13 protein-coding genes and 1 pseudogene are annotated in these 12,096 nt (G+C 47.2%); 13 read left to right on the top strand and 1 reads right to left on the bottom strand.

From position 1 onward, the window contains the following. Positions 1-487: 487 nt before the first annotated feature. Positions 488-946, bottom strand: a pseudogene (locus U5K34_RS00220) (S24 family peptidase). 2,123 nt (positions 947-3,069) lie between these two features. Here U5K34_RS00220 and U5K34_RS00215 point away from each other — a divergent pair. The 13 genes from U5K34_RS00215 to U5K34_RS00155 all read left to right on the top strand — a co-directional run bounded on the left by U5K34_RS00215 (position 3,070) and on the right by U5K34_RS00155 (position 11,520). Further along, complete coding sequence (locus tag U5K34_RS00215; protein ID WP_322566552.1) at positions 3,070-3,357, top strand: hypothetical protein; 288 nt, start codon at positions 3,070-3,072, stop codon at positions 3,355-3,357. 231 nt (positions 3,358-3,588) lie between these two features. Beyond that, positions 3,589-4,083 carry a hypothetical protein gene (locus U5K34_RS00210; RefSeq protein WP_322566551.1) on the top strand — a complete coding sequence of 165 codons (495 nt, stop codon included), beginning with the start codon at positions 3,589-3,591 and terminating at the stop codon, positions 4,081-4,083. After that, on the top strand, positions 4,019-4,357 hold the full coding sequence (locus U5K34_RS00205; protein WP_322566550.1) for a hypothetical protein: 339 nt from the start codon (positions 4,019-4,021) through the stop codon (positions 4,355-4,357). Before U5K34_RS00210 ends, U5K34_RS00205 begins: the two co-directional genes overlap by 65 nt. Before the next feature lie 43 nt (positions 4,358-4,400). Further along, the gene (locus U5K34_RS00200; protein ID WP_322566549.1) at positions 4,401-4,970 is read left to right on the top strand and encodes a hypothetical protein; all 570 of its coding nucleotides are present in this window, start codon (positions 4,401-4,403) and stop codon (positions 4,968-4,970) included. A gap of 359 nt (positions 4,971-5,329) precedes the next feature. Then, entirely contained in the window at positions 5,330-5,890 is a 561-nt protein-coding gene (locus U5K34_RS00195) for an ATP-binding protein (protein ID WP_322566548.1), read from the top strand. After that, positions 5,883-6,116, top strand: a complete 234-nt coding sequence (locus tag U5K34_RS00190; RefSeq protein WP_322566547.1) for a hypothetical protein — start codon at positions 5,883-5,885, stop codon at positions 6,114-6,116. The genes U5K34_RS00195 and U5K34_RS00190 overlap by 8 nt, the downstream gene beginning before the upstream one ends. Positions 6,117-7,314: 1,198 nt before the next feature. Beyond that, entirely contained in the window at positions 7,315-7,968 is a 654-nt protein-coding gene (locus U5K34_RS00185) for a hypothetical protein (RefSeq protein WP_322566546.1), read from the top strand. Positions 7,969-8,231: 263 nt separating this feature from the next. Next, positions 8,232-8,888: a hypothetical protein gene (locus U5K34_RS00180; RefSeq protein ID WP_322566545.1), complete on the top strand. Its 657-nt coding sequence runs from the start codon at positions 8,232-8,234 to the stop codon at positions 8,886-8,888. Between the two features lie 496 nt (positions 8,889-9,384). Next, on the top strand, positions 9,385-9,552 hold the full coding sequence (locus tag U5K34_RS00175) for a hypothetical protein (protein WP_322566544.1): 168 nt from the start codon (positions 9,385-9,387) through the stop codon (positions 9,550-9,552). A 286-nt stretch (positions 9,553-9,838) separates the two neighbouring features. After that, positions 9,839-10,174, top strand: coding sequence for a hypothetical protein (locus tag U5K34_RS00170; RefSeq protein ID WP_322566543.1), 336 nt, complete (start codon positions 9,839-9,841; stop codon positions 10,172-10,174). 238 nt (positions 10,175-10,412) lie between these two features. Further along, a complete protein-coding gene (locus U5K34_RS00165) occupies positions 10,413-10,676 on the top strand; it encodes a hypothetical protein (RefSeq protein WP_322566542.1) in 264 nt (87 codons plus the stop codon). Positions 10,677-10,688: 12 nt separating this feature from the next. After that, positions 10,689-10,997, top strand: coding sequence for a hypothetical protein (locus U5K34_RS00160; RefSeq protein WP_322566541.1), 309 nt, complete (start codon positions 10,689-10,691; stop codon positions 10,995-10,997). Then, positions 10,939-11,520, top strand: a complete 582-nt coding sequence (locus tag U5K34_RS00155; RefSeq protein WP_322566540.1) for a hypothetical protein — start codon at positions 10,939-10,941, stop codon at positions 11,518-11,520. Before U5K34_RS00160 ends, U5K34_RS00155 begins: the two co-directional genes overlap by 59 nt. Positions 11,521-12,096 lie beyond the last annotated feature (576 nt).

The following is a 12,096-nucleotide window of genomic DNA, read 5'->3' as shown; positions in this document are numbered from 1 at the left end:
CAAAATTCAATATTCTTCTTGTGCTTTTTTAGCAGTTTCAGTTGCCGGATAATTTTCTATATAATGATTCAAGCTGCTCAATGACTTTACCATATTCTTCAATATCAATATATGTATAAGCTAATGAGTATGATGATTCTGAATTTCATTGTTCGGCCCAGGATCTAAAGCGTTCTGAATACCAGGAAAAAGTGAAGCCCAGGATAGAAATTAAAGTGACTACTCCACAGTGATAAGCATCGCTTCGTTTAAATCCATCGCTTGAACTCTCTTCTTTTATGTTTTTTATTTCATTTTCAAGTGAGGATAATTCAACTCTTAATTCAGATAAATGTTCGTCGTGTTTTTTTAAGCTGTGTTAGGATCTAACCCACAGTGAAAAGTAGCACGATCCAAAAGGATCACTAATACTATTACGATTGAGATTACGATGATAAATGTTGCTCCTAATTCTCCCACAAATTGTACCTCGACTTTTTAGTTATTGTTAGACGTATTTACTGGTTTGGGCGTGCCAGATGATTTCGCCGATGATGCGGAAGCCTTCGTGCTCTGGATCTATGACCATTGGTTTGTAGGTTTCGTTGATGCTGTGTAATTCGATTTTGCCGCCGGGGAGTTTGCGGATGAGTTTGCAGTATACCTGGCTCTCTTGACGACGTAAGCCGGGGCCGCTCTTTTATTTCCTTGCCAGTCAATCTATTGAGGTAGTTCGCATGCCGTCTGGGTACATGGGTGCCATGGAGTCTCCTTTCATGCGGACCATGAAGCAGTTGCGCCAGTCCGTGTAAACGGTGGAGTTGAAGAAGCGGCGGCGGAAGGCTACATCTACAAAGACTTCGTTTTCGGTTACGCGGCCAAAGCCGGCACTGGCGTATACTTTATAATAAAAGGGTACGACTACAAATTCTTCCGGGTCCCAGGGAACGCCTTCTTCGTTTAGCATTTCTTCCGGGTAGGTCTTCCGGGTCCCTGGTCTTTATGTCTTTTGGGTGCAAGTAGAGTCGTTCGGGTTCTGGGTGTGCTGACGTTAGGCACCATTGATGGTGCTGTGCGCAATCATTGGCAATCTTTTTCTCCAGTCAAAATATACGCTATGTCAGCGCCGTAAATGTCGCGCAACTTTAAAAGATAGTCAGACTTTATTGACGCTCCTTCCTCTACCTGGCGCTGCCAAGTTCTTCTGGAATAGCCAGTTTTATCTGCTATATCCTCGTAACTATCATCTATTAGAGTCGATGAAAGCCTTTAATCTCTTATTTGGAGAGTTGGAACATTTTTGTTCATTAGCGTAAAAATATTCGCTATTCGTCTTGACAAGCGCCAATTGTTGCGCTATATTCGTTCGTGAAACAATTAACACAAATAAAATGACTTTTCAAATGTCGCAAAAAATACCCCAAAAAACCACACTTATTGGTGTTCGAGATCTAACTGCAGGAAGATAAAGATCGTATCCGGTCTATGATCAAAAGAGGAGACGCGTGCAAAAATTGCGCGCCGTGTGTTGAGTGTCACTTATGCGACTGTGATGAACACTTTTAATAAGGAGCATGAAATCTGATGTGGATGAAGTCTGGCTTCGGGCTATTGAGTACCTGTCTGAGCTGCCTAAGGTTGAAATGAATACCAGGTATGCTCAAATGATCCTTGGTGATCGAGAGAGAGAAAGTGGAGGCTGCGTAATGAGTGAGCTTGTAAAGAACCGCCCGATACAGCAGGAGGTTTTTCCTTCTGATAACCCGTGAAGCTCTGCGCAAGAATCCCAGACGCCAAAGAAGTGGCTGAGGATTTGGGTTTGCATATCTGCTACCGTTTACCGCCATGCGGATGGGAATGGATTTTGGTCTGATAAAGCGCATGCGAAAGCTTGGCATAGATAATAAGGAGATGATCTTGTTTCTGTGTGAAGAGATGCACTTCGGAAAAGTGAGGCGGCTAAGAAGCTGGGGTTTTCCATTGGCTTATGTAAGTCAGGTTCTTTCTGAGCAGGAATCGGAGGCGGCGAATGAGTAAGACTGCCTATACAGTGACTTCACCCACGAGCAAAAGAAGCAGTTTAAGCAGCGCCAGATCCTTATCGACGAGGCGATTGAGAAAGGTGCTTTTCGGGATCGGCGACGAAGTTAAAGCCTGGATGAAGGATTTCTTTATGTTGAAGATACCGGTGATGCCAGATCAGTACCGGAATACAGCCTGACCGATAAGCAGTCAAAGCTTTTCTATCACGTGGCTATTGCATTTCACCGGAAAAGGTCAAGCGCCCTCACACCAGTAAAGCCGAAAGCCCAGGTTAGCTGATCAGCAGCTTCACCGGATCAATGAAGATTCAGAGTGAGCTTGGGTGGGGTATGTAGGACCTATCCAGATTTGTAATTCGCCAGACCGGCAAGCAAAAGATAGTTCCGAGCCTCTGGAAATACGAAGCCACTAAAGTAATCACCGGCATGGAGCGCATCCTTGCCGAACAACCATTTAAAATTAAAGAATTAGGATTTAACAATGAGTCAGAACCAGGAATTAGCAAAGTGTGTGCGACGATTCGGCACACGAATCGTGAAGTACACTGTATCTAACTGAGAATGCGTCACAGTAAGGGCTGTAGATCTTATGGATGCTAAACTTGAAGATGCGTCTTCTGCAGATGAGCTATCAGATACATGGCGGAGATAATTGATGAAAAACTGTACAAGGAGCTTGGGTATGATAGTGCTCGAAGGATTATTTCAGGCCAAACAGATTCCTGTCGATATGCAAGCTTATAGCTATGCATTATTGAGAAGAATCGGACTTACAAACCCTATTTGAAGATGAGTCAGGTCAGTAAATGAAAACCATATCCAGAGTCTTGGTACTTCGAAAAATTAGAAAGCTAATTGCTCAGAAAGCTGAAGATCAGGTCAGACGATCTGATGCAAAATGGTGAGATTGTCAATCGGTGATGAAGATATACAGCTGAAGAACTGAAAGGTTTTCTGCCATGAAGGTACTTGACGACCGTCATTAAAAAAATGTCCAAAAAAGTTCAGGACTATGAAGTCGTTCAGGAGCAAAAAAAGAACGCGGAGCTTGGAGCGGGATCACCTTAAGAAAGAGAATGATGAGCTGAAGCACCTTGATGATACGTACCGGGAAAAGTCGGTAACGATTGATCAGGTGAATACGGATATCGAACAGCTGGATGAGTGCTGGGAGAAGATCCAAAAGATTATCACGCGGGTAGAAGTTGAGGACCTGCCGGAGGAAGTGCAGCTTCGATTTGTGGAGCGCCTGAACCGCATACAGTCGGGCAGTGAACGCTTCAATAATATGCACATGGAATTGCTCTTAATTTTTAACGATCCAATCATTAATTAATGACCTGGTCTGACTCTCTCCTCTCTGAAATACGAACTGAACTTGAAGATGCGCCTCACGGTGAGAAGCGCTCTACGGCGGAGACTATCGCTGAGCGCCTCGATGTGTCGGTTGCTACCCTGTACCGACATATAGATATCACCAACGGAACGAAGCGTTGTGAGCGTGATCCGGTGGTGCCTCGCGGGTACATCAATATGATAGCCAAGGTGAAGACCGAGCCGTATCGCTATGGTGCTGGATGGCAGGTTGCTTTCAACCGAGGATGCCATCGAGATATTGGAGGAGGCCGGAGAGATTCCCGAAGGCGAAGTGACGGTGGCTACTGCCGACCGGAGATTACGAGAGATCGGATATCAACAGCCCCGCGCGTACACGCGTCATGAGGATGAGCACGTGAATCAGGTTCACATGATGGATTTTTCCCGCAGTGAATACTTTGAGGTGGGCGTAAGTGATGACGATGAACTGATCGTGAAGGTGGATGGCCGCCGGGGTCAGTGGGATTACAAGAATAAGCCTAAATCTGAGCGCTTGAGATTGTGGGTTGTGGGATATCTGGATACGGTTTCCCGCGCGTACCTGGTGCGCTACTTTGCCGCCACCGGTGAAAACATGATGATGACCGCCCGTTTCCTTCAATTTGCCTGGCAAAGAGAGGATGAAACGCATCCGTTCAAACATCTTCCCGGAAGTGCTGAAATTAGATCAGGGTGCTACCGGTAAGAACGCGGCTTTCAGGGATGGATTGAAAAAGCATTTGGGTATTCGGGTGGAGCTGGCCGCGCCTAAAAATGACCGCCTCGCAGACAATCAAAGTATGGGTAAGGTGGAGCGCAGATTCCGAACGCTATGGCAGCGGTTTGAACTTAAGCTCGCTTATAAGCTTAAGAAGAAAGGCGTGGATGTGATCACACTGGAAGATCTGAATGTGCTGGCGCATAACTACGCTACTCAGTTACTCAATCAGGCTCACCCCTACAAAAACCAAACGCATTGAACAGGTCTATAAAACAGGGCTTCGGGTGAAGGAGCAGCGGACCTTGAACACAGACATCTTCGCCATCCTATATAAGAAGGACGATCGCAAGGTGAATGCCTACGGGGAAATCTCGATTGATAATGAATTGTACCGGGTACCGGATAAGTACATCGGTCAGCGCGTGAATTTCTACATCAACCCGGATGGAGATCTAATGGGAAGTTCGAAGGATGGTAAGGATACCTTTGACTTGATCCCGGTTGATCCCGCCAATGCTACCGGCAAGAAACTGCATGATGAGACTGTGAAGGAGCAAGTGACGAAGGAGCCGCTTGAGCTTGAGGGTGCGCAGAAGATTGAGTCTTGGTTGGTCGTGAAGGTGAAAAGACAAACGGCAAAAGTGAAAGGGCTCCACAGCCTCACACCCTACCTCATTCTGAAAGTGATGTTGAGGCGGACACTCCCTTCCAGGCGAAGCCGGTTAAGCATGCCTTCACGGATTGGAATAAAGCGAAGATGTGTATCTGCCAGGTCTTTAATTGCCGGTGGGATGATTCTGAGCGCTACAGGCTCAGGATATATTTCGAAGAGCTGTTATGAGGCTGAGAAATTAACAGAAAGCAGTGATTGAAGGATTTACACCAAACCGCAAGTTAAACGGAGATATGATGATGAAGAGTGAAACGGCAAAAGTGAAAAGTGAAAGCGGAACATGTGGCCTGCGGATGAAGGCGACTAGGTTGAATGAGCCTTTGGAGCAGCGCAAGGGCCGAGCTGCAGCGCATCCTAAGCAGTGCTGGTTTCAAGATACAGAATGCGATTACCGGCTGACTGTGCGCAGATACCAGGTGATGAAGCAATAAATCAACAACTAAAAAAACGATACGATGACTACACAAACTGAACTATTTGCGCACTTTGGGATCAAGGACACGTCCGTCGATCATTAAGGGCGTAACCTATAATAAGGTGAAGGACATCCTGGAGAGTATGATCGAGGATCACAGCTGGGTGAGCTTTGCCGGCTCGATCGGCAGCGGTAAGACCGTTACGGTTTTTGAGGCGCTGCATGAACTGGAGAAGAACGAAAAGGTGGAATTTGTGGAGATCACCTCTCCCAACCGCCGCGGTATTGGAGATTCGGAGCTGCTTTGCTCTATCATTATGCGGCTGGGTGAGAAGTATGACGGATCGAAGTCTATTCCCCGAAGCAACATTGCCCGGAATCACATGGTGGAGCGTATTCTTGCCAAGGCTAAAACCAAAGGCATGACGATCGTTTTAGTGATTGACGAGGCGCAGGAGCTGAAGGGCGACACCTTCAACATCATTAAACGCTTTCGGGATATGAAGCTGCTTGGAACCGGAAACACCCTCGGCGTGGTGATGATCGGTCAGCCTAACCTGGTTGGATTGATCGAGCAGAATAAGGAGGTGAGCCTTCGCGTGCGCACGTACGATTTCGATTATACCAAGGCTGAGAAAACAGACCTGGCCCTTCACTTCTCTCAGGGATTGCTTAACCGAAGAACAGGCGCGTGTGGTGGCTGAGAAAGCCGTGTTTGATGAGTACGGCAAAGTGACCGCCCTTTCCATTGAAAGCGCCATCCTGAATGCCATGGATAATGCGTACCGGGTGGGCAATGAATCGCTGGACCTGTACCACTTCGAGTTCAAAAATCAACCCAAGGCGAATAAAAGTAAGCCCAGGAAGAAGATTCAGGTGAAGGCGACCGGTGCGGCGGATGTGAATGAGAAGATTAACAAGCAGGCTTAGCCGCTTCGCGGAATGTTAAATGTTAAAATTAAAATGATGAATTACTGGCGGAAATGAAGTACATGTTTGACCGAAAGCTATCCAGTCCTGCGGAGGTGGTGGAGGCGGTTGGCGACATGACACCTGGATGAGGTGCTGCAGGTTTAAGATCACAGGCTACAGTCGGCCGTGTTCACATAATGAATAAGCTATTGAAGAAGCCTATCCGTACGTGCGATTTCATGTATGAGACCTATCAATCAAGGCGAGTGAATTATGGATGTACATAACGACAATCAGAAAACAAAGAACGAATATGATGACGAAGTGAAAGCAGATCACAGTGAAACGGTGAAAGCAAGCTGATAACGGATGAGAAAGTAGAAATCAGGTGCGGATGTATCCTTCGGGGTTGATGGTGGACCCGATGAATATATCAGGCGGAGGATATCACCATTGAGGATATCGCGCATCACCTTTCGCGGATCTGCCGGTGGAATGGTGGTGTGCCGGGTTTCTATAGCGTGGCGGAGCATTCCCTGCGTGTGGCTTCGATGGTGGATCGCCGGCATTCTAAATGGGGCCTGCTGCATGATGCAGCTGAGGCGTACCTGGGGGATATCTGCCCGGCCTATAAAACAGCCGCACTTTCTATAACGGCTATATCGTTGAGGATGGCAGCATTAGATCCATGGTCCGGCTGAAGATATTGAGATGGAAATCCTGCAGGTGATCGCGTGATAAGTTTGAGCTGGAGTGGCCGATCCCGATGAGGTTTGGAAGGCGGATGATATACGTCTGGCTGAAGAGGACGAGCTTGATCAAGAATCATAAACTGCACGGGCAACCTTCCGAACGCTGCACAAACGTTGTTTATGAACGCATGGAACCATTTAACCAAATAGAGTGGATACTGCTGGTTTCATCCTTTAATATGGGTGAATGGCGGCATGGTTGGCATGGGATGCATTAAAGTTAAATTCAAAGTGATGATGAGTGAAAGAGTTCAAAATGATGGAAAGGCCGATGCGAAGAACTATGACGGATTCGAGTCACTTACATGAAAACAAGGCTGATTCAAGAATTTGACTGGAATCTGGCTCTTGATTAAAGACTGCAAGATATGAACGCTGAATTAGATACCGCACGAATATGACCTCTGTGAGCCGGTCGGCTGATACCCGGCGGCTCTCTTAACACCTAACAATTAAACCCAAGAATGATGGCAACAGAATCAAAAGTGAAAAGTGAAAAGGCAAAGCCCGACACTAAGAAAAGCAGCAAGCGGACTTATCCGTATAAAAAGGCGCATCGTGAGATCCTTGATTTCACGCTGACCGAGCAGACCACGGAGATGCTGATTGAGCAAATCCTGATGCTGGACAAAGCACGGATCAGGGCTATGAACGACCTGCACAACTTTGTACTCGATCGCATTGTGGATCGCGTGATTGAGCCGGGTAACGCAGAGCTTGATCCTTCTATGCAGCAGACAAGCCTGACGATCTACAGTCCGGATGGTAAGTACAAGTTCAGCTGCAATCAGCAGATCAGCCGCCAGTTTGATGATCGTGCGCAGCAGGCCACGGCATTGATCCAGAGCTTCATCAACGAGCACCGCAATGTGGAGGATGATAAAGAGGTGGCCTTCCTGATGAACATGCTGGAGGCGATGCTGTTTGGCGCTTCCAGGAAGAAGCAATTCCGATGGACGCCGGAGCTGAAGAAGTTCATGGAAATGGAAACGGACGAGCTGCCGGATGAACGATTGGTGAAGGCTCGGGATATCCTCCGCGAAGCCTTCCACACCCACCGCTCGAAATGGTACTACGGCTGTGGAAGTGTGGGACGATCAGAACGCATGAATATGTGAAGCATGAGGAGTATCTCAGTGAGTGATACTAACTCTGCCCGATTGGTTTGATGAGGACTGCGGAGCAGGAGCTGGCGAAGGCTGAGGAGCTTTTCACGAAGTACCCAAAGCACGCACTGGCGTTTGCGATCTCGAAGATGCTTTCTCAGAAACTGGTTCACCCGGAGTTGGTGCAGATGAATTGAATCTGCTCGAGGCATGGATGCGATGAAGGAAGATACCGCTGAACGCTGTTTAGTCGATGAAATGAATGAAGGACAGAAATGACCGGACTTAAACAGATCTCGAATCTTAATTACCTGGTGGCGGTGCCACTGATTGTTATGAGCTATCACATCTTCAACTTTTATGAGACCGAACCGTGGGTGATTCGCCTGGGGCTGGCCGCATCGTTCGATGTGATGGTGGTGGTCTGCTTCTACCTGCTGAAGGATGAGTTTATCAGCAAGGTGAAGATCGCCCGGCAGGTTACGTGGGCTACGCTGGTGATCCTGATCCTCTTCCAGCTGTATGTGAACATCTGGGCGTATGCGGATCTGCATTGGTTCCGCGCCCTGATCTCGGGCTCCATCTTTCCCCTGGTGGTTGGGTTGATTTCCTACATCGCCATGATCCGGGAGAAGACGGTGGAAACCGAAGTGGCACAGCAGCAGAAAAAGCAGTCGGTGTTGAAGCAGCTTGAATCGGTGAAGGACCCGGCTATGATCGCCGCCCTTGCCGAGGACCGTCCCTACCGTGATAAGCGGGTGGATAAGACGGAGGTGATCAAAGCGTATCACAATGCAAAAACGGAAACGAATCCGAAACCAAATATCGAAGGACCTCTTCGGGAGATCTTTTTGGGATCTACGAATATGAAGAGTGTGGATCGGTGGTTGGAGAAGTTGGACGCGGGGAAGCCCCTTAATTCTAAATGTTAAAAATTCGAAATGAAAAATGATGGCAAAAGTGAATACGGTGAAAGTGAATGCAGATTATTGACGAGATGCGCATAAGATCAGATGAACGACTATGTAAAGGCAAAGCCGGAGATGGTAAGACGAATACGAGATGCTTGTATTCAAATAATCAGCTTAATTGTACAATCCGAAGTCGATCAGTAGAAATGGCATTGAGGTACTGGCAGAATTAATCGCGAAAGGCTAATAGAATAACGGAGCTGATGATGAATTAAAACTGAACCGAAAGTGAATATGAAACTGATGGAGTTGGCAAGTCTAAGTTCAGTTTCCATTAACGAGAGCGAGATGATTGCTGAGACGATCAAGATGACGCAGACTAAGTAAGAATACAAGTATGCGAATGACGCAGATGCTAGTGAGATCAGAATGCAGAATTGAGTGAGCAACTGGAAGGTGAGGCTGAGCTAGGAATGCTCATTGAGCGGATGTAGGATCTGCTGCAGGATTTCGCGGCATGAAACGCTATTATATGAAGCCGTTCATTACGAATGACGGACTGGAGGCTCGTAAAGCGATCGATGCCTATGTGACCGATAACACGTGCACGGTGGGAGCTATTAACGATCTGTTCTGGTTTCACACGATTGTAATCCCCATTAATGACGAGAGGAAAAGCGCCTGAAAGTGGAATGCCCTGAAGTGTGGACATAAAGCGATTGTAGTGGATAAGGAGGAGTATCGGCATGAGGCCGGCGATCCGCTGAGTGAGGTGCGCACCTATGCCTGCATGAACGAGGGCTGCCTTCACGGCTTCCAGTATCGTAACTCATTCCTTAAGCCCACAGATCGCCTTGATGTAGCAAAATTCATACGAAGATATAAGGAGTCGGTGAGTAAGGGGCAGGGTGAGATTGAATTTCAGGACAATTGAAAAATTCAAAAGTTTGAAAATTAAAAAGTCCAAAGCCATGACGCATAACGAAGCTGTATTGATTGCCTTGCTGAAGAACGCGAACCGGTGGGTGGCGTTGCCGGAGATCCGGGAGTTCACTAAGCACATGTGCAAGAGTGAGTGCTACCCGGTTCATTCCCGCAGCAGTGACCTGAAGAATAATTATGGCTACGCTACCGAGAACAAAACCGAGAACCGCGATGGCGTGAAGCATAGCTTCTACCGCATCCGCATTTCGGAGAAGGAATTGGTGGTGCTTCGGCGGTTGTATAAGAAGGGATCGATTCCGCACTTCAGTCAGGTGAGTGGCGAAGCTGAAACCGAATCAAGTCGGATATGGTTGGAGTGTTAGGTGAATCAAAGTGATAAAGGTGAAACGGCGAATGTGAAAGGTGAAAAGGATATGATTGATTTGAGTGATAGTGGAAATGGGAACTTATGAGCCGGCTACGTGGCAGCCGCTTCAGAAGCTGAAGACCAGCCAGACCTTCGATGCGTGTGGTGGTCTACATCATGGAATATGCATAAGGACCGAATGATTCGGCGAACAGCAGTACCGATAGTTTTTAATTAAATAGGAGATTTTAGATATGAGTAGTGAGATGAAAGATAAGGAGCAGTCAGCTGTTAGCGATCAGCTTTCAGCTTATTCCGAGGAAATGGAGCTTGCAGAATTAGCTATGAAGCTTATGAATAAATACAGCAAGCCCTCTATGGCTTTGGCTCTTGCTCTCCTTCTCGAACGAGGTTCCATGTTCCGAATTTGTGACATCGTTCAAAACACTCTGGATATTTCTCCTAACCTGTCAAAAGATGAAATTGAAAACCTGTGCAAACTGAAAGCTGAGGGCTGAAAGCTGATAGCTATGGAACAACCCATCGACAAAGAGAAATTGAAGGCGTACATCAGCGAGGAGCTGGAGAATGTTTTGAAGCTGAAGAAGCAGCTGACGGATGAGCAGATCGATAAGCTGGAGGAGGAGTTCGATAAGAAGGAGATCCACGACACCCTGCTTGAGATGGAGAATTATAACGGACTCTCGAAGAAGTATGTGAGCGTGTATTTAACCCTGAGAAATTGGATCAAACTGAAACGCAAAAAGACCGGAGGCGGAAGTGGCGGATTCAACCGAGCTACAAAAGGCGACGACCACGCAGACTACCTCCTCAACTAAGCAGCTTGCTTTGGTTGAGACGAAGGCGCAGGCCATCCAGCGCTTTGGCGGGTTGAAGACTGCCGAGCCTATCCCGGCCACGCAGGACCGTAAGAACCTGTACCTGCTGTTCATGAAGATCGGGGCCACGGGCGAGCTGCCTTCCCGGAAGGAACTGAAGGATGCCATGCTCAATGATTTCTGGCTGGACCTGTACTGGAAGAACCCGATCGTGCCGGCACAGATTCCCTTTGCGGTGATCATCCGGGAGTTCAAAACCTACGCCGTGCAGAACAGCCACGAACGCAAAGGCAATAACCAGGGCGAGATCATCCGCCAGTTCAACCAATGGATACAGCGCCCGAAAGTCCTCGAAGATCTCGTCCACCTCCGCAATGAATTGTTCCCGGAGTTGAAGCCGAAGGAGCTGCAAGCCACCACAGAAGAAAAGCCGATCGAGAAATGGCAGGACTCCGAACTCAAAGAGGAACTGGAAAAAGCCCGAAAGCAAAAAGAGCTATTGCCGATTCCTTATTATAGATAAGTGGATCACAAAACTTAGAAGCAGGAAACGGAACTGAAGCGAAATGAGGTTGATAACGTTGAATCTTAGATCGGATGCCGAATATTCAATCGACAATGATTAACAGATCACGGAGAACATGCCTTGATGCAGCATCAGAATTACCATGATTCGAAATGATGCGACAGGTCGCAACTTGATCGCAATTGTTAAGTGGTTACGAATAATGTGAATTTGCTACACGCAATATAGACGGTAAGCCATACAGTGGCAATAGAAGTAATAAAATGAGGCATAACGGAGAAATTTGATTAGTTGAGCTAATTTAAGGATGCCGAAAATGGTATTGAAGCGCATGATTACCGTGTCATAAGGAGTTATGGGCATACTACAAGTCGAAGATCAGAACCGTATTGAGACTCCTGATATGAGTACTATGAGCATTCTAAGCCAATAGAAATACATGATGCGCTGATTAGAACAAAGATCAGGATCATAAGTCGCATGAACGCGATGTTATGCGGCGAAGCGGATGAGCGAGTCCGTGGATGCAACAGTCCGTGTTATGTCACCGGCAGTGGAAGTCCAAAATTGAAA

It is taken from the genome of Thiohalophilus sp. (assembly GCF_034521165.1).
Taxonomy (GTDB): Bacteria; Pseudomonadota; Gammaproteobacteria; order UBA6429; family Thiohalophilaceae; genus Thiohalophilus.
The sequence above is the reverse complement of the archived record's forward strand: the minus strand, read 5'-3'. Positions and strand labels throughout refer to the sequence as shown.

What these genes read in the sequence shown, in the direction of transcription:
- U5K34_RS00210 (WP_322566551.1), top strand. Translation starts at nt 3,589, where the DNA reads ATGGTGCTGGATGGCAGGTTGCTTTCAACCGAGGATGCCATCGAGATA.
- U5K34_RS00205 (WP_322566550.1), top strand. Translation starts at nt 4,019, where the DNA reads ATGAAACGCATCCGTTCAAACATCTTCCCGGAAGTGCTGAAATTAGAT.
- U5K34_RS00195 (WP_322566548.1), top strand. Translation starts at nt 5,330, where the DNA reads ATGATCGAGGATCACAGCTGGGTGAGCTTTGCCGGCTCGATCGGCAGC.
- U5K34_RS00185 (WP_322566546.1), top strand. Translation starts at nt 7,315, where the DNA reads ATGATGGCAACAGAATCAAAAGTGAAAAGTGAAAAGGCAAAGCCCGAC.
- U5K34_RS00180 (WP_322566545.1), top strand. Translation starts at nt 8,232, where the DNA reads ATGACCGGACTTAAACAGATCTCGAATCTTAATTACCTGGTGGCGGTG.
- U5K34_RS00175 (WP_322566544.1), top strand. Translation starts at nt 9,385, where the DNA reads ATGAAACGCTATTATATGAAGCCGTTCATTACGAATGACGGACTGGAG.
- U5K34_RS00170 (WP_322566543.1), top strand. Translation starts at nt 9,839, where the DNA reads ATGACGCATAACGAAGCTGTATTGATTGCCTTGCTGAAGAACGCGAAC.
- U5K34_RS00165 (WP_322566542.1), top strand. Translation starts at nt 10,413, where the DNA reads ATGAGTAGTGAGATGAAAGATAAGGAGCAGTCAGCTGTTAGCGATCAG.
- U5K34_RS00160 (WP_322566541.1), top strand. Translation starts at nt 10,689, where the DNA reads ATGGAACAACCCATCGACAAAGAGAAATTGAAGGCGTACATCAGCGAG.